Source organism: Kitasatospora sp. NPDC085464, from assembly GCF_044541955.1.
Lineage (GTDB): Bacteria > Actinomycetota > Actinomycetes > Streptomycetales > Streptomycetaceae > Kitasatospora.
In genome coordinates this window covers 42,569-62,469 of the sequence record NZ_JBITTM010000020.1, presented here as the reverse complement: position 1 = coordinate 62,469, position 19,901 = coordinate 42,569, and the positions used below count along the sequence as shown (strand labels likewise).

Below are 19,901 nucleotides of genomic sequence, written 5' to 3'. Positions count from 1 at the left end.
AGCGGGCCCGGCTACTCGCCGCCCCGCGGCACCCGGCGGCCCTGCTTGACCTCGGAGCGGTGCCGCTTGTTGAACAGCCGGCGCTCGACCATCCCCCGGCTCGGCTTGGTCGCCCGCCGGGTCTTCGGCGGCGGCGCGCACGCCTCGGTCAGCAGCGCCGACAGCCGGGCCGCGGCCGCCTCCCGGTTGCGCCACTGCGAGCGGAACTCCGAGGCCTGGACCACCAGCACCCGGCCGTCCACCAGCCGCCCGGCCAGCCGCTCCAGGGCGCGCTCGCGCCACACCTCGGGCAGCGCCCCGGTGGACGCCACGTCGAAGCGCAGCTCGACCTTGGAGTCGGAGGTGTTGACGTGCTGGCCACCGGGGCCGGAGGAACGCGAGAAGCGCCAGACGAGCTCGGCGTCGGGGACGACCACCGACCCCCGTACGCGGATGGGCTCGGGCATGCGCCCATCATCCCGCGCTCGGCCGTCCGGGTCACCCGGTTAATCAGGCCCGCCTTCCGGGCCCGCCTCTTGGGCCCGGCACCCGGGCCCGGCACCCGGGCCGGGCACCCGGTTACCCGCACGCGCCGCGAGCCCCGACAATGGCGTACGTGATCGAGCTCGGCTACTCCCTCTCCAACCGCTTCCCCGACCCCCCGCAGACGGACTACCGCACCGCGTCCGTGCACGCCCTGCGCTACGACCTGTTCTGCGGCGACGTCTACCTGGACGCCGAGGGCGCCGAGCTGTCCACCGCCTGGGGCTGGGTGCCGGTGCTCGACTTCGCCTGGGCGCTGTGCGACATCGCCGAGCACCTGGACCGCGACCCGGACGGCATCCGGGCCGCCCGGGTGCAGACCGCCGACCTCGACTTCACCCAGAACACCGAGCTGCTGCGCTTCGCCCGCCGCTTCAACTGGGTCGAGGTCACCGCGACCTGGCTGCCGGACGAGCCGCCGGCCGTGGTCCGCCACAGCGACCTGCGGCGCGAGGCCCGGGACTTCCTCCAGGACACCCTCGCCGACCTGTTCGACATGCACCCCGACCTGGCCGACAACCCGAACGTCTGGTCGCTGCAGGGCCGGTTCCGCCGGATCTGACGGCCGTCTTTGCCGGGGCTTTGCCCCCGTGAATCACCCGCGCGAAGAATTCACGGACCCTGCGGAACCAAGCCGCCCGGGTATTGCGTTGTCCCGGGGAAAAGCGCACGAAGCGAACGAAGGGACAGCAAACGCCATGCCAGTGAGCCTCTCCAAGGGTGGCAACGTCTCGCTGACCAAGGAGGCCCCCGGCCTGTCCGCGGTCACCGTCGGCCTGGGCTGGGACGTCCGCACCACGACCGGCGCCGAATTCGACCTCGACGCCAGCGCGATCGTCCTGAACGCGGACGGCAAGGTGCTCTCCAACGCCCACTTCGTCTTCTTCAACAACACCAGCACGCCGGACAACACCGTCGTGCACACCGGTGACAACCGCACCGGCGAGGGCGCGGGCGACGACGAGTCGATCAACGTCAACCTGGCCGGCCTGCCGGCCGAGGCCACGAAGATCACCTTCCCGGTCACCATCTACGACGGCACCGCCCGCGGCCAGAGCTTCGGCCAGGTCCGCAACGCCTACATCCGCGTGGTGAACGCCGCCGGCGGCGCCGAGATCGCCCGCTACGACCTCTCCGAGGACGCCGCCACCGAGACCGCGATGATCTTCGGCGAGCTCTACCGCAACGGCAGCGAGTGGAAGTTCCGCGCCGTCGGCCAGGGCTACGCCTCCGGCCTGGCCGGCATCGCCCAGGACTTCGGCGTGCAGATCTGACGCACCCCTCCTGACAACGCCGCGGCGCGGGAAGCCGGTCCGTCCGACTTCCCGCGCCGCGGCGTTCGTGCGACAGGGCTCAGCGCGAGGCGCGCAGCTCCGGCAGCTGGATCAGCTCGGTCTCGTCCTCCGGCGTCAGGTCCACCACGGTCGGCTCGCCCTGCTCCGGCTCCCGCGCGTCCCCGCGCACCGCGGTCGACTCCGCCGCCCGGGCCTCGGCCTCGGCCTTCGCGGCCACGGCCTCGTCACCCACCACGTCCGCCAGGTCGGCCCGCTCCCCGAGTTCGGCGACGCTGCCCACCGCCGACACCGGAGCCGCCGGACGGCCCGGAGCGCCCGCGCCGCGGCCGAAGAAGCTGAACCCCTGCCCGCGCGCCTGCCCCGACTGCGCCGGCCGCGGCCGCTGCCGCTCCGCCGGTACGGGCGCGGCGGCCGGCGCGGCCTGCGCGCCGCCGAGCTGACCGACCGTCGCCGTCAGCGCCGGACGCAGCGGAGCGGGCCGCACCGCCGGCTCGGCCACCGGCGCCGAGGCCGGTGCCGGGGCCGGAGTGGGCACCGCGGGCGCCACCGGGGCGGGCACGGCGACCGGCGCGGGCGCCGGCGCGGCCTGGGCCACCGGGGCGGCCGGGCGGATCCGCGACGGAGCCGCGGAGGCCCGCAGCGCGACCTCCGCACCCGCCGTCCGCGCCCGCTGCGCCTCCTGCTCCGCCGCGCGGCGCTCCAGCAGCCGCAGCACGGCCGCAGCCCGCACGTAGGCGGCCGGGCTGGCCGGGTACTTGGGACGGCTCGCGGCGAGCGCCCGCTGGGCCGCCTCGGCCTCCTTGAGCGCCTGCTCGGCCACCGTCACGGCCCGCTCGCGCAGCAGCCGGGCGATCTCGGTCTCCGCCTTGGCCAGCCGCGACTTCTCCGCGGTCAGCCGGCGCCCGAACCGGGTGGCCCGCTCCTCGGCGACCTCGGCCGCGTACTCGGCCTCCGCCAGCTGCTCCTCGAATCGCTCCTCGGCCCGCATCCGCTGCGCCGCGGACATCTCGGCGGCCGCCCGGGCCGCCTTGTCCCGCTGACGCAGCAACAGCGCGAACCCGAGCGTGGCGATCAGTGCGGCGATGCCCACCGACCGCACCAGGATGGTGTCCTGACTGAAAAGCAGAGCGGCCAGAGCGGCTACCAGCAGTACGCCGGCGGCGGTGGGGGGAAAGACCCGGCCGAGGACGGAGGAATGACGGTGGCGTCCGCGAGACATGCCAAGAAACTAGCGTGCGAATTGGGGCTCTGTCAGCCCAGGGTCCCCTTCCGCCCTTGACAGGGGGCGGTTTTTACCGCACGTGCCCGGATTCTCACTCAAGATCACGAAGAAAGCCCTGCTCAGCGGTGGGACGCCGCCGGACCGCTCGGACCGTCGTGATTCTCGGGCAACTTGCAGACGTGCTGGAGCCAGAGCGCCGCGGCGATCACCGCGATCCCCGCCAGCACCGCGAAGCCCGCCGTGACGGCCTGGTCCTGGCGGGCCGGCACGTCCAACTCCCCCAGCAGGTAGATCCCGGTGCCCGCGTAGATGCCGGTGACGACCGCGGAGACCAGCGCGCTGGCCTGCCCCAGCACCAGCGCCCGGGCCGCGAGCAGCGGGTCGACCCCCTTCGCGCCGGGCTGGCGCTCACGCGCCGCCTTCAGCCGGGAGCGCAGGGACAGCGCGGTCGCCAGCAGGATCACCGCCACCGCCGCCAGCACCACCGGCGCCGCACCCGGCACCGCCGGCAGCGTGTCCAGGGAGGCCCACAGCTTGGAGCCGGCCCAGGCCAGCGCCGTCGTGGCGGCCGTGATGCCGATCAGCAGGCGGAGGCGAAGCAGCTTCACTCGGAGGAGGTCCTTCCCGGGGTTCCAGAGCCGGCCGACCGCCCGGTGACCCGACGCGGCGGCGCCAGGCCACCGTACCGGGCCCGGCCGGACGGACACCCGCGCGAACGGCGGACACCTACTGGTACGGCCGGGCCCCCGGTCGAGTTCCCTGATCAACGGCCCCGGGGGGCCTACTCCGGCAGCGTCAGCCGGATGTCCTCGCGGCGCTTCACGCCCTGCGCGTCCGGGCCGCCGAGCGCCGCCAGCAGCGCGTCGACCCGCCCGTGCCCGGGCACCTCGGCCTCCGGCTGCGCGTCCAGCCACGGGGCGAGCACGAAGGCCCGCTCGTGCGAGCGCGGGTGCGGCAGCAGCAGCTGCGGGTCGTCGCTGAGCTCGCCCTCGTAGGACAGGATGTCGACGTCCAGGGTGCGCGGCCCCCAGTGGACCGTCCGCACCCGCCCGAAGGCGTCCTCGATCGCGTTGCCGCGCTCCAGGAGGTCCCGCGGGGGCAGCGAGGTGCGCAGCACGACGACGGCGTTGTAGTAGTTGGGCTGCTCCTCGGGGCCGCCGACGGCCTCGGTCTCGTAGACCGCGGAGACGGCCTTGATCTTCAGCCCGGGGGTGTCGGCGAGCGCGTCCACGGCGCCCTGCAGGGTGTCCAGCCGGTTGCCCAGGTTGCTGCCGAGCGCGACCACCGCGCAGCGCTGGCTGTGCAGTGTGGTGTCAGCGGAGTCCACCCGGCTCTCCAGGTCGAACGCGTTCGGCGTGGCGGTCGGGTCGCTGCTACTCATCGAAGTCTTCCCTCTGCATCGGATACCGGGCGCGCGGTGGGGGTCACGCGCGGCCCCGGTGGATGGTCACGGTCACGTCGTCGAACGGCACGGTGATCGGGGCGTCCGGCTTGTGCACCGTGACCTCGACCTCCTCGACCGCTTCGTGCTTGAGGCACTGGTCGGCGATGCGCTGGGCCAGGGTCTCGATCAGGTCGACCGGCTCCCCGGCGATGATCGCGGTGACCTCCTCGGCCACGATGCCGTAGTGCGCCGTGCGGGTGAGGTCGTCTCCGGACGCGGCGGGGCGGGTGTCCAGGTACAGCACGAGGTCGACGACGAAGGTCTGCCCCTCGACGCGCTCGCGCTCGAAGACGCCGTGGTGGCCCCGGGCTCGCAGCCCCCGCAGGGTGACGCGGTCCAGCAAACGAATCACTGCTCCCAGTCGGACGGGCCCCACCCGGAGAAAGGCATGGACGGGCAGGGCGAAGGCGGGCAGCGCCCGCCACTCCGCTTCGAATCTACCCGCGAGCACGGACAACGCCTGACCGTCCTACCCGGCAGCAAACGGTGCCACGCACACCGGAATGGCGATTGACGTGAACGTTCGGTGACCACTCCGGAATTCCCGGGCGACGAACCGCCACCGCATTTCCGCAGCGGTCGGAATCAACTCTCGTCGTCCTCGTCGCCGCTGGTCAGAACGGGTGAACCGTGGTGCGACCAGAGCTTCCACCCGGCCGGGGTACGGCGGAACAGATTCGTCGACACGACCTTTCCGCCGACCAGCGGTCCGAGTTCGCCCTCCTCCTCCGCCTCGCCCCCGGACAGGATGTTCTCGGTGCACGTGACAAGGGCCACATCACCGTGGACCTCGGCCTCGACATCGGTCAGGAAGAACTGGATGTACTCCGTGTTCATCATGATCAGCATGTACGAACGGGTCACCTGGGCCCGCCCGCGCAACACCGGCCAGCCCGGGTGCACGCACACCACGCCGCCCTTGTCGTCGGCGTCCGCGGCGCCCAGCCAGGCGTCCTCGACCGCCTCCAGGTCCCCCCGTTCCAGCGCCTCGTAGAGCGCCCGGTTCGCCGCCAGCACGGCCTCCAGGTCCGCCTCGCGTGCCTGCCCGGCCGTTCCGCCGCTCAACCTGCCGTCACCCGTCACAGACCCTCCCTCACCCCAACCGCGCCGCGTGCTGCCACGCCGCGACGACCCGTACGGCGTCCGCCGTGCCGGACACGTCGTGCACCCGCACCGCCCAGGCTCCGGCCCGGGCCGACAGCACCGACACCGCGGCCGTCGCGTCGTCGCGCTCCCGGGCCGGGCGCAGTTCCCCGGTTGCCGGGTCGGCGAGCAGCGTACCCAGGAACCGCTTGCGCGAAGCGGCCACGAGGACGGGACGGCCGAGCGCGGTGAGCGCGTCCAGCCGGGCGAGCAGCGTCCAGTTGTGCTCGGCGGTCTTGGCGAAGCCGAGCCCCGGGTCGAGGATCAGCTGGTCCTCCTTGACCCCGGCCGCCAGCAGCGCGTCCACCCGGGCGGTGAGCTCGGCGACCACGTCCCGCACCACGTCGTCGTAGACGGCCAGCCGGTCCATGTCCGCGGACTGCCCGCGCCAGTGCATCACCACGAAGGGCGCGCCGGTCTCGGCGACCACCCGGGCCATCGCCGGGTCCGCCAGCCCGCCGGAGACGTCGTTGACGATCGCGGCGCCGGCCTCGACGGCCCGCTCGGCGACCGAGGCGCGCATGGTGTCGACGGAGACGGTCACCCCGGCGTCGGCGAGCTCGCGCACCACCGGGACCACCCGGCGCAGCTCCTCCTCCTCGGGCACCCGCTGCGAGCCCGGCCGGGTGGACTCGCCGCCGACGTCCACCAGGTCCGCGCCGCGGGCCCGCAGGGCGAGCCCGTGCGCGATCGCCTTGGCGGGGTCGTGCCAGAGCCCGCCGTCCGAGAAGGAGTCGGGCGTGACGTTGACCACGCCCATCACGGCGCAGCGTTCGAGCCGCGGCAGACCGACCGGGAGGGAGAAGGACGGTGTCTCGCTCATGCGCCCGCCCCGTTCCGCTCGGCAGGGGCCTGGGCCCGTGCGCGCCTTCCGGTGATCCGCTCGCTGCGCTCGCTCATGCTCCCCATTATCGAACGAGGCCCCCGCCGGGGATTCCCGGCGGGGGCCTCGTTCACGGCTGCGGTGCCTCAGGCGGCCTCGGTGACCTCTCGGGTCGACGGGACCGGCATCAGGCCCTCCCGCTGGCGCTTGCGGCCGAAGCGCGGCATGCCGAGGGTGATGAAGGCCTCCGCCTGCATCGCGGCGAAGCCGATCCGCGGCAGGTCCCGGGTGTTCGGGAAGACCAGGAAGCGCGGCTCCCACTCGGGCTGGAACTTGGCGTTGAACTTGTACAGCGACTCGATCTGGAACCAGCGCGACAGGAACACCAGCAGTCCGCGCCAGGCGCGCAGCACCGGGCCCGCGCCGATCCGCTCGCCGCGGGCCAGGGCCGAGCGGAACATCGCGAAGTTGAGCGACACCCGGCGGACGCCCAGCGCGGGCACCGCCTGGAGGGCGGCGACGATCAGCAGCTCGTTGAGGCCGGGGTCGGCGGCGCGGTCGCGGCGCATCAGCTCCAGCGAGATGCCGTCCGGGCCCCAGGGGACGAAGTGCAGCACGGCCTTCAGGTCGTCGCCGCTCTCGCCCTCCTCGGGGTCCTTGTGGGCGGTGACCACCACACAGTCGTCGTCCAGCGGGTCGCCGAAGCGGCCCAGTGCCATCGAGAAGCCGCGCTCGGTGTCCGTGCCGCGCCAGCGGGCGGCGGCGTCGGCGATCCGGTACTTCTCCTCCGCGGTGAGCTCGGAGACCCGGCGCACCTTGCAGGAGTAGCCGTTGCGCTCGATGCGCTTGACCATCTGGCGGACGTTGCGCATCGCCCGGCCGGCGAGCGAGAAGGTCGAGGTGTCGACGATCGCCTCGTCGCCCAGCTCCAGCGCGTCCAGGCCCGCCTCGCGGGTCCAGACCTCGCCGCCGACCTCGCTGCAGCCCATCACGGCCGGCACCCAGGCGTGCTCGCGGGCCTCGGCCATGAACACCTTGATCGCGCCCGGCCAGGCCTCGACGTCGCCGACCGGGTCACCGGAGGCCAGCATCACGCCGGAGACCACCCGGTAGGAGATCGCGGCCTTGCCGGTGGGCGAGAACAGCACGCTCTTGTCGCGGCGCAGCGCGAAGTAGCCGAGCGAGTCGCGCTCGCCGTGCCGCGCGAGCAGCTCGCGGACCTTCTCCTCGTCCTCCGCGGTGAGCTCGGGCTTCGGCTTGCCCGGGCGCAGCGCCAGGTAGGCGGTGGTGAAGGCGGTCAGCAGCCCGAGCCCGCCGAGCAGGTAGGCGACCAGGTCGGACATCCGGATGTTGGTGTACCGGATCGGGCCCTCGAAGCCGAAGAGTCCGTAGCCGACGTGCTCCAGGCGCTGGGTCAGGCCCGGGTGGCCGATCTCGTACTTGCTCCGGGTGCTCACGATCAGCAGGCCGAGCAGCACGCTGAGGACGCCCATGACGACCAGGTTGGCCAGCGCCCGCCAGCGGGTGCGCGGGTCGGCCTTGGCGTAGAACTCGCGCCGGTGGAGGAGCATCACGGCGAGGACGACCAGCGAGACGACCGCCGGGCCGACCTGGTGCCAGCGCACGATGTGCAGCGCCGCGCTGAGCGGCAGCAGCACGCAGACCACCCGCCAGGCCCGACGCTTGCGGCGGCGCAGCGCGTGGGCGAGCGGCACCAGCAGGATGCCGACCATCAGCGTGCCGACCGCGGCCAGGCTGGTGGTGCCGCCCGGCAGCTGCCCGGCGACCGTGTGCATCTTGGTGTGCCGGAGCTTGGGGAACACCGCGCTGGCGATGTCCACCAGCCCGATCAGCAGACAGGCGTAGCCGACCGCGCCCGGGAGCCAGGCCCTCGGAACAGCGGCTGCCTGGGTGCGCAGCGTCTGCAGGCCGCGGCGACGGCGCGGCGGCTGCTCGGGGCTCGGCTCAACGGACACGGGAACGCTCATGGAAGCTCAGCGTAGAGGCTGCGGTGCGGTGTCCCGTCACTCCGGGGGAGGACGCGTGATGGACCTTCATGCCTATTCCTTCATCAGGCAATGCGCATACCAAGGACCCGGAAACGGTCGGTAAACCGGGGCCGTGGACGCGCTGCGGGGTTGAGCCGGCGGTGGGAGCAGGGGGGTCGCCGCAGCGTGGCGCGGCGGCACCCCCCGGGACGCGTTACGTACGGTGGACGCCGCATTCTAGGGCGCCGGTTGCCTGCGACTTCCCCCCGCCCTTCCGGCCCCCGCCCGGGCGCCCGGACAGCCTAGCTGCGGTGGCCCGATCTGATGGGCCGCCAGACGATGAAGCCTGCCCCGCCAGTGTCCCACCGGAAGGCCGACCGCATGGAACTGACCAGCGACGCGTTGATGAACTCGCTGCTCGCACTCGGGACCGCGGCCCTGGTCACCACCCTGTGGGTCTGGCCCCGGCTGGCCAGGCAGCGCCCCCTGCCCGTGCTCGGCCGGATCGGCCTGCTGACGGTCGTTCAAGTCTCGATCGTGGCCGTGCTCGCGCTGTCGGTGAACAACTCCTTCGGGTTCTACACGTCCTGGAACGACCTGCTCGGCCACAGCGGCGCCAAGCTCGCCCTGACCAGCAACGAGAACCACAAGGGCGGCACCCCGGTCGCCGACGCGCTGATCCAGCCCACCACCGAGGGCGGCCTGGAGACCGTCACCAACCTGCCGAAGGGCACCCCCGAGGAGGTCGGCAAGGTGGAGTCGGTCCAGGTCAGCGGCAAGGAGACGGGCTTCTCCGACCAGATGTTCGTCTACCTGCCGCCCGAGTACTTCGACCCGAAGTTCGCCCTGGTCCGCTTCCCCGTCCTGCTGGCCATCGCGGGCTACCCGGGCACGGCGCTGAACCTGGTCAAGGACCTCTCCCTCCCCCAGACGGCGTACGAGCTGGAGCGCTCCGGCAAGATGCCGCCGACCGTCCTGGTGATGGTCCGCCCGGGGGTGGTCCCGTCCCGGGACACCGAGTGCGTGGACGTCCCCGGCGGGCCGCGCACCGAGGCCTGGTTCGCCAAGGACGTCCCGGAGGCCGTCCTGAGCACCTACCGGGTCGGCCGCACGGCCGGCTCCTGGGCCACCTTCGGCTACTCCACCGGGGGCAGCTGCGCGCTGCGCCTGGCGATGCGCTTCCCGAACGTCTTCGGCACCGCGGCCAGCCTGCACGGCGACTTCACCGTGCGCCAGGACGGCTACACCGGCGGCGACCTCTTCAACGGCGACAAGGCGCTGACCCAGCAGCACGACCTCGGATGGCGGCTGCAGAACCTGCCGGTGCCGACGCTCAACGTCCTGGTGGTCTCCACCCGCAAGGAGTCGGACTACCCGCAGACCGTCCAGTTCGTCGATCAGGCCACCCAGGTCGCGGCGGCCAACCCGCAGTTCAAGGTCGACTCGCTCTACCTGGAGGACGGCGGGCACAACATCGACAGCTGGACCAAGGAGCTGCCGGCCTCGCTCGAATGGCTGGGCACGCACCTCGGCTAGCGCGTGTGAGTGATTACCCGCCGGTCGGCCCGGGCGGCCGACGGCCGGGGGGGAACGCATCGAGGCCGCCCCGCTCGCCGCCCAGGCGCGCGGACGTCCCGGATCCGCGCAGGAGGCGCAGTGCTGAGCACCCGATCGCTCTTCAACGAGATCTACCGGAACGACCAGGCCTATCAGCTGTTCTGCAGCATCGCGGCCGGCGGTGAGGACCAGGGCGGCTGGGAGAACGAGCGGATCACCACGCTCACGCGGGACCCGGTCCTCGCCCCGAAGGTCGCCCGGCACGGCGCCGACGAGCGCAAGCACGGCCGGATCTTCACCCAGCTGCTGGCCAAGCGCGGCCTGCCCAAGGTGCCGGTCCCGGACGAGGCCGACTACTGCATGCTGCTGGAGCGCCAGGGCGTCGGCCTCTCCCACGAGCGGCTGAACAGCGACCTCCCGCTGACCGAGCGCGAGATCATCACCTACCTCGCGCACAGCCGGGTCACCGAGCAGCGCGCCGCCGAGCAGATGCGCCAGCTGGTCAAGGTGTACGGGGACAACCCCGACCTCGGCCGGGCGATGAGGATGATCTCCGCCGACGAGGACAACCACCTGGCGTACTGCCACGAGGAGCTGCTGCGGCTCCGGGCCGAGGGGCACGGCCCGTACATCCGGCACACCCTGGAGACCAGCGCCCGCGGCGAGATCCGCACCCACCGGGACGTCGGCCTCGCGGTCACCTCCCGGATGGCCCGGATCCTGCGCTGGCCGCGCTGGCAGCTGGCCCTGGTCACCCTCGGGGTGCACGCGCTGTACCTGTACGACCGCGCCTACGGCTGGCGCCGGATGGTCACGCTGCGGATGCCCGAGCGCCGCAACGCACTGGGCACCCCGGCTCCGCCGCACGCGGAGCACGAGGTGCCCTGAGAGCCGTTCCCTGCCGCTCGGCCGGGCCCTACCGGCCCTACCGGCCGATGATGAGGCTCATCGCCTCGGCCCGGGTGGCCGGGTCGCGCAGCTGACCGCGCACGCAGGAGGTGATGGTCTTGGCGCCGGGCTTGCGGATGCCGCGCATCGACATGCACATGTGCTCGCACTCGACCACGACGATCGCCCCGCGCGGCTCCAGGATTCGCATCAGCGCGTCGGCCACCTGGCTGGTCAGCCGTTCCTGCACCTGCGGCCGGCGGGCGTAGACGTCGACCAGCCGGGCGAGCTTGGACAGCCCGGTGATCTTGCCGCTGGGGGACGGGATGTACCCGACGTGCGCCACCCCGCGGAACGGCACCAGGTGGTGCTCGCAGACCGAGGTCAGCTCGATGTCCTTGACCAGCACCATCTCGTCGTGGCCGAGGTCGAAGGTGGTGGTCAGGACGTCCTCGGGCTCCTGCCACAGGCCCGCGAATATCTCCTTGTAGGCCCGCGCGACGCGGGCCGGGGTCTCCAGCAGGCCCTCGCGGTCCGGGTCCTCCCCCACGGCGAGCAGCAGCTCGCGGATGGCGTTCTCGGCCCGCTTCTGGTCGAAGGTCCCGACGGCGGGCGGACCGTCGAGCGTCACCGGGTCGATCATGCGGGCCTCGCTTACATGTGGGAAGACTCTGGCTGAACAGCACGGATGCCGCGCCTCCAGGGTACAAACCCTGGTGACGCGGCATCCATTCCCTACGGAACCGGGGGTCAGCCCTCGACCGGCGGCTCGGAGGCCGGCAGCGGCGGGAGCTTCACGACGTCCACCGGAGCGGTGTCCCCGGAGACGGCGCCGTTGGTGAGCGCCAGCTCCTTGGGGGACTGCACCGGAGGCCGGGTGGACGGCGTGCGACGGGTGGAACCCGTCCAGGCCGGCCGGGTCGGGCGCTTGACGATCGGGGCGAAGATCTCGGCGATCTGCTCCTTGTTGAGGGTCTCCTTCTCCAGGAGCTCCAGCACCAGGTTGTCGAGCACGTCGCGGTTCTCGACCAGGATCTCCCAGGCCTCGTTGTGCGCGCTCTCGATGAGCTTCTTGACCTCTTCGTCGACCAGCGCGGCGACCTCTTCCGAGTAGTCGCGCTGGTGGCCCATCTCACGGCCCAGGAACGGCTCCGAGTTGTCGGAACCGAACTTGATCGCGCCCAGGCGCTCGGTCATGCCGTACTGGGTGACCATGGCCCGCGCCGTGGCGGTGGCCTTCTCGATGTCGTTCGAGGCGCCGGTGGTCGGGTCGTGGAAGACCAGTTCCTCCGCCGCGCGCCCGCCCAGCATGTAGGCCAGCTGGTCGAGCATCTCGTTGCGGGTGGTGGAGTACTTGTCCTCGTCCGGCAGCACCATGGTGTAGCCGAGGGCCCGACCGCGGGACAGGATCGTGATCTTGTGCACCGGGTCGCTGTACTGGCAGGCCGCCGCGACGAGGGCGTGACCGCCCTCGTGGTACGCGGTGATCTTCTTCTCCTTGTCGGACATGATCCGCGTGCGCTTCTGCGGACCGGCCACGACGCGGTCGATCGCCTCGTCCAGGATGCCGTTGTCGATCAGCTTCTTGTCCGAGCGGGCGGTCAGCAGCGCCGCCTCGTTGAGGACGTTCGACAGATCGGCACCGGTGAAGCCGGGGGTGCGCTTGGCGACGGCCGAGAGGTCGACGTCGGGCGCGATCGGCTTGCCCTTCTGGTGCACCTTGAGGATGTCCAGTCGGCCCTGGAGGTCGGGACGCTCCACCGCGATCTGGCGGTCGAAGCGGCCCGGGCGCAGCAGCGCCGGGTCCAGGATGTCGGGGCGGTTGGTCGCGGCGATCAGGATCACGCCGCCCTTGACGTCGAAGCCGTCCATCTCGACCAGCAGCTGGTTGAGGGTCTGCTCGCGCTCGTCGTGGCCGCCGCCGAGACCCGCACCGCGGTGCCGGCCGACGGCGTCGATCTCGTCGACGAAGACGATCGCCGGGGCGTTCGCCTTGGCCTGCTCGAAGAGGTCGCGGACGCGGCTGGCGCCGACACCGACGAACATCTCGACGAAGTCCGAGCCGGAGATGGAGTAGAACGGCACCCCGGCCTCGCCCGCGACGGCGCGCGCCAGCAGGGTCTTGCCGGTCCCGGGCGGGCCGTAGAGCAGCACGCCCTTCGGGATCTTGGCGCCGACGGCCTGGAACTTGGCCGGCTCCTGCAGGAACTCCTTGATCTCGTGGAGCTCCTCGACCGCCTCGTCCGCGCCTGCGACGTCGGCGAAGGTGGTCTTCGGGGTGTCCTTGGTGAGCAGCTTGGCCTTGGACTTGCCGAACTGCATGACGCGGGAGCCGCCGCCCTGCATCTGGTTCATCAGGAACAGGAACACCAGGACGATGATCACGATCGGCAGCATCGACAGCAGCAGGCTGACGAAGGTGCTCTGCTTCTCGGGACTGACGGTGTAGCCCTCGGCGAGGGTGTTCGAGTCCTTGTCGTTGACCTGGGCCTGCAGCTTGTCGGCGATCGCGACACCCTGGTCGCCGATGTACGAGGCCTGGAACTTGGTGCCGGACGGGGTCTTGCCCGTACCGGCGCTGGGCAGCGTTGCGCCGTCCTTCAGCTGGATCTTGATCGTGTTCGAGTCACCGGTGGTGATCTGCGCCGACTTGACGTTGTGCGCGTCGATCGCCGCCACGACCTGACCGGTGTCCACCGTCTTGTAGCCGTTCGAGTCCGAAACGACCTGCATCAGTACGATGACGGCGAGGACGGCCAGCACGATCCACATGATCGGCGCACGGAAGTATCGCTTGACGTCCATCCATGCGGGGCGTTGCCGCCCCGTCCCTCCTGCCACTCAACGGCGCCGTGTGGCTGTCGGCCGCGGCGCATCCGGTCGGTGCTCATGTGAAGAGCGGTTTTATTGGACCGTACCGCAGTCGGACCCACCGATGGCGGGAGCGCAGCGGACACGGCTTGGTTCTTCGATCCCCCGGTCCAACGGGCGGGAACGACCCACTGTTCCCGCCCATAGCCCGAACGGAGCCCTCAGCCGCCGTAGACGTGCGGGGCGAGGGTGCCGATGAAGGGGAGGTTACGCAGCTTCTCCGCGTAGTCCAGGCCGTAGCCGACCACGAACTCGTTCGGGATGTCGAACCCGACGTACTTCACGTCGATCTCGACCTTGGCCGCATCCGGCTTGCGCAGCAGCGTGCAGACCTCCAGCGAGGCCGGACCGCGCGAGCCCAGGTTGCCCAGCAGCCAGGACAGCGTCAGGCCGGAGTCGATGATGTCCTCGACGATCAGGACGTCACGGCCGGCGATGTCGGTGTCCAGGTCCTTCAGGATCCGCACCACGCCGGAGGACTTGGTGCCCATCCCGTACGAGGAGACGGCCATCCAGTCCATGGTGACCTGCGAGTGCAGGGCCCGGGCGAGGTCGGCCATGACCATGACGGCACCCTTGAGGACGCCGACGATCAGCAGGTCCTTGCCTGCGTAGTCCCGGTCGATGCGCTCGGCCAGCTCAAGGAGCTTGGCGTCGATCTCGTCCTTGCTGATGAGCACCTTCGCGAGGTCAGCGCCCATGTCGTTCTGGTCCACCGGGGATACGTCCTCAAACGTTCGGGGTCTGTGTGGCCGGCGGCCGGCTCCCCCGGGGCATGCCTCGCCCCTCAGTCGCCCTGCCGCCGAAAGACCAGCGTGCCACACCTGCGGGTGGCCTCGACGCCCCCGGGTAGGTGCAGCGGCCCCTGGCCGCGCCATCCGGTGACCAGCAGGTCGATCGTCTCCAGGTGCCGGGCGAAGAGGTCCCCGGCCGGACACCCCGCGCGCAGCGCGGCCCGGCGCAGCACCCGGCGCCGGACGGCCGGCGGCAGTTCGGCCAGTTTCACGGCGTCCAGGGCGCCCTCGCCCGTACGGAGGTCGCGTTCGGCCAGGGCGGCCCACTGGTCGAGGGCGTCGGCGTCGTCGCGGAACAGCCGGGCCGTGCGGGCCAGCGCCTCGACCACGCCGCCGCCCAGGTGCTTCTCCAGCACCGGCAGCACCTCGTGGCGGACCCGGGAGCGGGTGTAGGCGGGATCACAGTTGTGCGGGTCGTCCCAGACCGGGATCGACTGGGCGGAGCAGGCCTGCCGGGTGGCGGCCCGGTCCAGCTCCAGCAGCGGACGGCGGTAGCGGCCCTTCTGGGCCGGCATCCCGGCCAGCGAACGGGCGCCCGAGCCGCGGGCCAGGCCCAGCAGCACGGTCTCGGCCTGGTCGTCCCGGGTGTGGCCGAGCAGCACGGCGACGGCGCCGTGGCGTTCGGCGGCCTCGTCCAGGGCGGCGTAGCGGGCGTCCCGGGCGGCCGCCTCCGGGCCGCCGGCCCGGCCGACGCGCACCGGGACCGCCTCGACCGGGTCCAGGCCGAGCGAGCGCAGCCGCTCCGCCACCTGGTCGGCGCGCTCGGCGGAGCCGGGCTGCAGGCCGTGGTCGACGGTGACGGCGCCGACCCGCAGGCCGATCTTGGGGGCTTCGAAGGCGGCGGCGATGGCCAGCGCCATGGAGTCGGCGCCGCCGCTGACGGCGACCAGGACCAGCGGCGAACCGGGCGCGGCCGGGGTGCGGGGCAGCCCGGACGGGTGGCGCGCGGCGTTGCCGATCAGGGTGGTGCCGACGGCGGCACCCACCAGCGGCGCCCCGGCCGGGCGCTCGCGGGGCCCGCGCACGGGCGCGGTGAAGGTGGTACCGGCCTCGGCGGCGAGGTCGGCGAGCGTGCGGCGAACGGCCAGGCGTATCGCGGCGACGGCGGGGTGAGGGCCCACGGCGAAGTCTCCTCGACGGAGGGGGACAGGACTGCGGCGGGCGGCGGGGACCGCACACTGCGTGCGCGCCCTGTTACCGGGCGCTCACAGATGGTGGCAGAAAGGAGCGACCCGCTACGCCACCCGCGCCACCGGTACGACCACCGTCCCACGTTCGGGTGAATGAAGAAACGCTTCTTCACGCACCATCTGCCCGATTGGACCACTCGTACGAGCGGGTTTGACCGCCGCGCGCCGCTTGCCGTCCGGCTGGCGGCGCGCCTGCCTCACGACGGGCGCTCAGCGGGCCACCCGGGCCACCCAGGCGGCCGGGTCGTGGATCTCCTCCTTGGTCGGCAGGGTGTTCGGCGAGGTCCACACCCGGTTGAACCCCTCCATGCCGACCCGCTCCACCACCCCGCGCACGAACACCGCACCGTCCTGGTACTGGCGCAGCTTGGCGTCCATGCCCAGCAGCCGGCGCAGCAACAGGTCCAGCCGGTTCGCACCGCGGTCCCGGCGCTGCTGGAACTTCTCCCGGATCTCCGCCACCGTCGGCACCACGGCCGGGCCGACACCGTCCATCACCACGTCCGCGTGGCCCTCCAGCAGCGACATCACGGCCGTCAGCCGGGCGAGGATCTCGCGCTGCGCGGGCGACTGGACGATCTCCATCAGGTTCGACGAGGAGCCCTCCCGGCCGCCGACGCCCGGCAGCCCGCCGAGCGAGCCCGCCGCGTCCCGCAGCCGGTCCAGCAGCGCGCCCGGGTCGACGTCCGTCTCGGCGAGGAAGGACTGCACCTCGGACTGGATGTGGTCACGCAGCCACGGCACCGCGGTGAACTGCGTCCGGTGCGTCTCCTCGTGCAGGCAGACCCAGAGCCGGAAGTCGGACGGGTCGACGTCCAGCTCACGCTCGACGTGCACGATGTTCGGCGCCACCAGCAGCAGCCGGCCCGGCCCGGGACCGTCCGGCCCCAGCCGCGGCTTGTCGAACAGCGCCGCCGGACTGTCCGGCGCCTCCAGCGAGGGCTCCGCCGGGGCGAAGGTCTCGTACTGGCCCAGCACCTTCGTCGCCAGGAACGCCAGCAGCGCCCCGACCTCGATGCCGGTCGCCTTCTCCCCCACGGTGCCGAACACCCCGGCCGTCGCGCTGTTCGTCCGGCGCGCCTGCAGCTTCTCCACCAGCGGCTGGACGACCGTACGGAAGCCCGCCACGTTGGCCCGCACCCACCCGGGGCGGTCCACCACCAGCACCGGCGTCGCCGCGGCCCGGGCCAGGCTCGACGACTGCATGCCGGTGAACGCCCGAACGTGCTCCTCCGCCTCCAGGGCGTGCCGGCGCAGCTCGGCGACCACCGCCGCCGCCTCCTCCCGGCTCACCTCCGGGCCCGGCCTCACCAGCCTGGTCGCAGTCGCGACCGCGAGGTTCCAGTCGACCATGTCAGCACCGCCACTCGCGCTCGTCATGCCCTCACCGTACGTGCTCCCCACCACCAACGGCAGCCACCCACCCGGAACACCTCGCCCCCGGCGCCCCGGGGCGCGGCCTCCCGGCACCGGCCCCGACCCGGTCGGCACGCCAACTCCCGTGCTGCCCGGGAGCCGTGACGCTCCGCGCCGGGTGGACGGTGGGCCCGCCGGGGGGCGCGGCGGGGGCACCCGGGGCCGCGCGCGGGAGGGGCGGCGCCGCGCCTGGTCGCCGCCGTCCCCGCGGGAGGACCACGGCGACCCGGGGGCCGGCGCCGAGCGGCGCCGGCGGGGCGGGGACGGGCGGGTGGATCAGTGGCAGCCGCAGCCGGCGAGGTGGGCGGCTATGCGGTCCATGGCGGCGCGGGCGGTGTCGGCGGGGGCGGGGGTGCGGGTCATGACGGCGAAGGCGAGGAGGCGGCCGTCGGCGTCGACGACCGTGCCGGCGAGGGTGTTGACGCCGCGGAGGGTGCCGGTCTTGGCGCGGATCAGGCCGGCCGCGTCAGCGGAGCCGGAGCCGGAGCCGTAGCGCTTGCCGAGGGTGCCGGTGAAGCCGGCGACCGGGAGACCGGTGAGCACCGGCCGCAGGGCGGGGTGCTCCGCGGAGGCCGCCAGGGAGAGCAGCCGGACCAGCACGGCGGGCGGGATCGCGTTGCCCGTGTGCAGGCCGCTGCCGTCGTTGAGGACCACGTCGCCCATCGGCACGCCGAGCCGGGTCAGTTCCCGGGTGACGGCGGCCGCCGCCCCCTCGAAGCTCGCCGGCTGGTGGGCCGCGAGCGCGGCCTGACGGGCGATCGCCTCGGCCAGCTGGTTGTCGGAGGTGGTCAGCAGGCGCTCGACCAGGCGGTCGAGCGTGGGCGAGTCGACCCGGCCGAGGACGGGCGCGTCGGCGGCGGCCGGCGCGGCGGCGGGCCCGGGCCCGCCCTGCACGGTGATGCCCTGGGCCTTGAGCAGGGCGGCGAAGGCCCCGGCGGCCGCGCCGGCCGGGTCGGGGACGCGGTCCGGCGCGTCCTCGCGGCTCTTCGGGTCCGCCTTGGCCTCGTCCACCATCAGCGGGACGACCAGGGCGATGTTCTGCCCGTCGTGGTTGTTGTGCTGCGGGTTGCCGGCGTACATCGACAGGTCGTAGTCCAGCTTGACCGCGGTGGTGCCGGCGGCGGCCAGGGCGGCGGCGGTCTGCCGGGCGAGGGCGTCCAGCGAGGCGGGGGCGGTGTCGGCGTCGACGGGCTGACCGCCGATCTGCACCTGGTCGGCGGGCAGTGCGGTGAGCGTCGGGTCGCCGCCGCCGACCAGCGTGATCGTGCCCGGATCCGCGCCGCGGACCACCTTGGTGGTCAGCCGGGTGTCGCCGGGGAGCAGGGACAGGGCCGCGATCGAGGTGGCCAGCTTGGTGGTGGAGGCGGGGGTGGCCGGGGTGTTCTCGCCCGAGCCGTACAGGAGCCGGCCGTCGGCGGCGTCCGCGACGGCGAAGGTGACGTCACCGAGGTTCGGGTCGGCGACGGCGCCGGCGAGCGCCTGCCGGAGGCCCTGCGCGGTGGGGACGGCGGCCGTCGGAGCGCCGTCGGCGGAGGCCAGGACGTTGCCCGCCACGGGGGCCGGGCGCGCGGCGGACGGGTCGCCACCGGTGTTCGCGGGCGCGGGGGCCGCGGAGGGCCCGGACCGGCGGGCGGGTGCGGCGCCCGGACTGTCGCCCGGCCCCGGCTTGGCGCCGCCCTTCCCGTGGTCACCCTTCTTGCCGCCGCTGCCGTCCCGGCCGCCGTCGCGGTCGTCGTCCTCGCCGTGCCCGGTGCTGTGCCCGCCCGGGGGCGGTGAGGGCTGCGCGTACGCACCGCCCGAGGTCAGGACCGTTCCGGCGACCAGCAGCGCCGCTCCGAACAGCCCCGCGGCCGTCCCCCTGCGGCGGCGGACCGCCCCTCCCCCAGCGCTCACCGACCGGCCCCTTTCCCGAGCACCCACTCCCGTAGGAGACACTTGGATTCTGTCAGTCCCTACCTTGGAGGAACCGTTGGAGTTCGACGTCCTTATCGAAATCCCGAAGGGCTCTCGTAACAAGTACGAGGTCGACCACGAGACCGGTCGCCTGCGGCTCGACCGGATGCTCTTCACCTCGACCCGCTACCCGGCCGACTACGGCTACGTCGAGGGCACGCTCGGCGAGGACGGCGACCCGCTGGACGCCCTGGTCATCCTGGACGAGCCGACCTTCCCGGGCTGCCTCATCAAGTGCCGCGCCATCGGCATGTTCCAGATGACCGACGAGGCCGGCGGCGACGACAAGCTGCTCTGCGTCCCGGCGACCGACCCGCGCTGGGAGCACCTGCGCGACATCCACCACGTGTCGGAGTTCGACCGCCTGGAGATCCAGCACTTCTTCGAGGTCTACAAGGACCTGGAGCCCGGCAAGTCCGTCGAGGGTGCCAACTGGGTCGGCCGCGCCGAGGCCGAGGCCGAGGTCACCGCTTCGATCAAGCGCCTGGCGGAGCAGGGCGGCCACTGAGCCGTCGTTCCGATCTCGATCGATCAGGACCGTTCGAGGTAGGTCGGGACAGCCTGGGGCCGGGGTTCGCGGATTCGTCCGCGGGCCCCGGCCTCTGTCGTGTCCGGGGCCGGGCCGTCCGGTCCGGCCGGTCCCTTCCGCTCGGGCCGTTCCTGCCGTTCCGATGCGGGCCGTTCCGATCGGGGCCGTTCCGATCGGGGCCGTTCCGATCGGGGCCGTTCCGATCGGGGCCGTTCCGTTTCGCGGAGCGGTGGCCGGGCCGGCTTGCCAGACTGGTTGCCGACAGA

General features: G+C 72.9%; 19 protein-coding genes. 5 read left to right on the top strand and 14 right to left on the bottom strand.

Features of this window, described 5'->3' with window-relative positions; all coding sequences use genetic code 11:
• Positions 1–11 precede the first annotated feature (11 nt).
• Positions 12–446 carry an alternative ribosome rescue aminoacyl-tRNA hydrolase ArfB gene (gene arfB, locus ACIGG8_RS19335; protein WP_350525664.1) on the bottom strand — a complete coding sequence of 145 codons (435 nt, stop codon included), beginning with the start codon at positions 444–446 and terminating at the stop codon, positions 12–14.
• A gap of 140 nt (positions 447–586) precedes the next feature.
• Between arfB and ACIGG8_RS19330 the strand changes: the two genes are divergently transcribed.
• Together ACIGG8_RS19330 and ACIGG8_RS19325 are read left to right on the top strand one after the other, a co-directional pair.
• The gene (locus tag ACIGG8_RS19330) at positions 587–1,084 is read left to right on the top strand and encodes a hypothetical protein (protein WP_396549331.1); all 498 of its coding nucleotides are present in this window, start codon (positions 587–589) and stop codon (positions 1,082–1,084) included.
• Between the two features lie 136 nt (positions 1,085–1,220).
• The gene (locus ACIGG8_RS19325) at positions 1,221–1,796 is read left to right on the top strand and encodes a TerD family protein (RefSeq protein ID WP_350525666.1); all 576 of its coding nucleotides are present in this window, start codon (positions 1,221–1,223) and stop codon (positions 1,794–1,796) included.
• A 79-nt stretch (positions 1,797–1,875) separates the two neighbouring features.
• Here the strand turns inward: ACIGG8_RS19325 and ACIGG8_RS19320 are convergent, their stop codons facing one another.
• The 7 genes from ACIGG8_RS19320 to ACIGG8_RS19290 form a co-directional block, all read right to left on the bottom strand.
• Positions 1,876–3,036, bottom strand: a complete 1,161-nt coding sequence (locus tag ACIGG8_RS19320; RefSeq protein WP_396549329.1) for a hypothetical protein — start codon at positions 3,034–3,036, stop codon at positions 1,876–1,878.
• 122 nt (positions 3,037–3,158) lie between these two features.
• Positions 3,159–3,647, bottom strand: a complete 489-nt coding sequence (locus ACIGG8_RS19315) for a DUF3180 domain-containing protein (RefSeq protein ID WP_350525668.1) — start codon at positions 3,645–3,647, stop codon at positions 3,159–3,161.
• A 173-nt stretch (positions 3,648–3,820) separates the two neighbouring features.
• Positions 3,821–4,420 (bottom strand): 2-amino-4-hydroxy-6-hydroxymethyldihydropteridine diphosphokinase, encoded by a 600-nt coding sequence (gene folK, locus ACIGG8_RS19310; protein ID WP_350525669.1) that lies wholly within the window; start codon positions 4,418–4,420, stop codon positions 3,821–3,823.
• A 43-nt stretch (positions 4,421–4,463) separates the two neighbouring features.
• Positions 4,464–4,823 (bottom strand): dihydroneopterin aldolase, encoded by a 360-nt coding sequence (gene folB / locus ACIGG8_RS19305; RefSeq protein WP_030059580.1) that lies wholly within the window; start codon positions 4,821–4,823, stop codon positions 4,464–4,466.
• Positions 4,824–5,068: 245 nt separating this feature from the next.
• On the bottom strand, positions 5,069–5,566 hold the full coding sequence (locus tag ACIGG8_RS19300) for a nuclear transport factor 2 family protein (protein WP_350525670.1): 498 nt from the start codon (positions 5,564–5,566) through the stop codon (positions 5,069–5,071).
• Positions 5,567–5,576: 10 nt separating this feature from the next.
• Positions 5,577–6,449 carry a dihydropteroate synthase gene (gene folP, locus ACIGG8_RS19295; RefSeq protein WP_396549326.1) on the bottom strand — a complete coding sequence of 291 codons (873 nt, stop codon included), beginning with the start codon at positions 6,447–6,449 and terminating at the stop codon, positions 5,577–5,579.
• 146 nt (positions 6,450–6,595) lie between these two features.
• Positions 6,596–8,437: a phosphatidylglycerol lysyltransferase domain-containing protein gene (locus tag ACIGG8_RS19290; protein WP_396549324.1), complete on the bottom strand. Its 1,842-nt coding sequence runs from the start codon at positions 8,435–8,437 to the stop codon at positions 6,596–6,598.
• Positions 8,438–8,818: 381 nt separating this feature from the next.
• Between ACIGG8_RS19290 and ACIGG8_RS19285 the strand changes: the two genes are divergently transcribed.
• Together ACIGG8_RS19285 and ACIGG8_RS19280 are read left to right on the top strand one after the other, a co-directional pair.
• Positions 8,819–9,973, top strand: coding sequence for an alpha/beta hydrolase-fold protein (locus tag ACIGG8_RS19285; protein ID WP_350525673.1), 1,155 nt, complete (start codon positions 8,819–8,821; stop codon positions 9,971–9,973).
• Positions 9,974–10,093: 120 nt separating this feature from the next.
• A complete protein-coding gene (locus ACIGG8_RS19280) occupies positions 10,094–10,882 on the top strand; it encodes a ferritin-like domain-containing protein (RefSeq protein WP_350525674.1) in 789 nt (262 codons plus the stop codon).
• Between the two features lie 37 nt (positions 10,883–10,919).
• Here ACIGG8_RS19280 and folE read toward each other — a convergent pair whose 3' ends face one another.
• From folE to dacB, 6 genes are all read right to left on the bottom strand, one after another.
• A complete protein-coding gene (gene folE, locus ACIGG8_RS19275; RefSeq protein ID WP_093861483.1) occupies positions 10,920–11,525 on the bottom strand; it encodes a GTP cyclohydrolase I FolE in 606 nt (201 codons plus the stop codon).
• Positions 11,526–11,632: 107 nt separating this feature from the next.
• Entirely contained in the window at positions 11,633–13,687 is a 2,055-nt protein-coding gene (ftsH, locus tag ACIGG8_RS19270; protein WP_350525676.1) for an ATP-dependent zinc metalloprotease FtsH, read from the bottom strand.
• A 227-nt stretch (positions 13,688–13,914) separates the two neighbouring features.
• Positions 13,915–14,469 carry a hypoxanthine phosphoribosyltransferase gene (hpt, locus tag ACIGG8_RS19265; RefSeq protein ID WP_030059589.1) on the bottom strand — a complete coding sequence of 185 codons (555 nt, stop codon included), beginning with the start codon at positions 14,467–14,469 and terminating at the stop codon, positions 13,915–13,917.
• Between the two features lie 71 nt (positions 14,470–14,540).
• Entirely contained in the window at positions 14,541–15,668 is a 1,128-nt protein-coding gene (gene tilS, locus ACIGG8_RS19260) for a tRNA lysidine(34) synthetase TilS (RefSeq protein ID WP_396549321.1), read from the bottom strand.
• 279 nt (positions 15,669–15,947) lie between these two features.
• Positions 15,948–17,117: a zinc-dependent metalloprotease gene (locus tag ACIGG8_RS19255; RefSeq protein WP_350525678.1), complete on the bottom strand. Its 1,170-nt coding sequence runs from the start codon at positions 17,115–17,117 to the stop codon at positions 15,948–15,950.
• Positions 17,118–17,429: 312 nt separating this feature from the next.
• Positions 17,430–19,046, bottom strand: coding sequence for a D-alanyl-D-alanine carboxypeptidase/D-alanyl-D-alanine-endopeptidase (dacB, locus tag ACIGG8_RS19250; RefSeq protein ID WP_396549319.1), 1,617 nt, complete (start codon positions 19,044–19,046; stop codon positions 17,430–17,432).
• A gap of 76 nt (positions 19,047–19,122) precedes the next feature.
• Here dacB and ACIGG8_RS19245 point away from each other — a divergent pair, with 76 nt between their 5' ends.
• Positions 19,123–19,614 carry an inorganic diphosphatase gene (locus ACIGG8_RS19245; protein ID WP_030244505.1) on the top strand — a complete coding sequence of 164 codons (492 nt, stop codon included), beginning with the start codon at positions 19,123–19,125 and terminating at the stop codon, positions 19,612–19,614.
• Positions 19,615–19,901 lie beyond the last annotated feature (287 nt).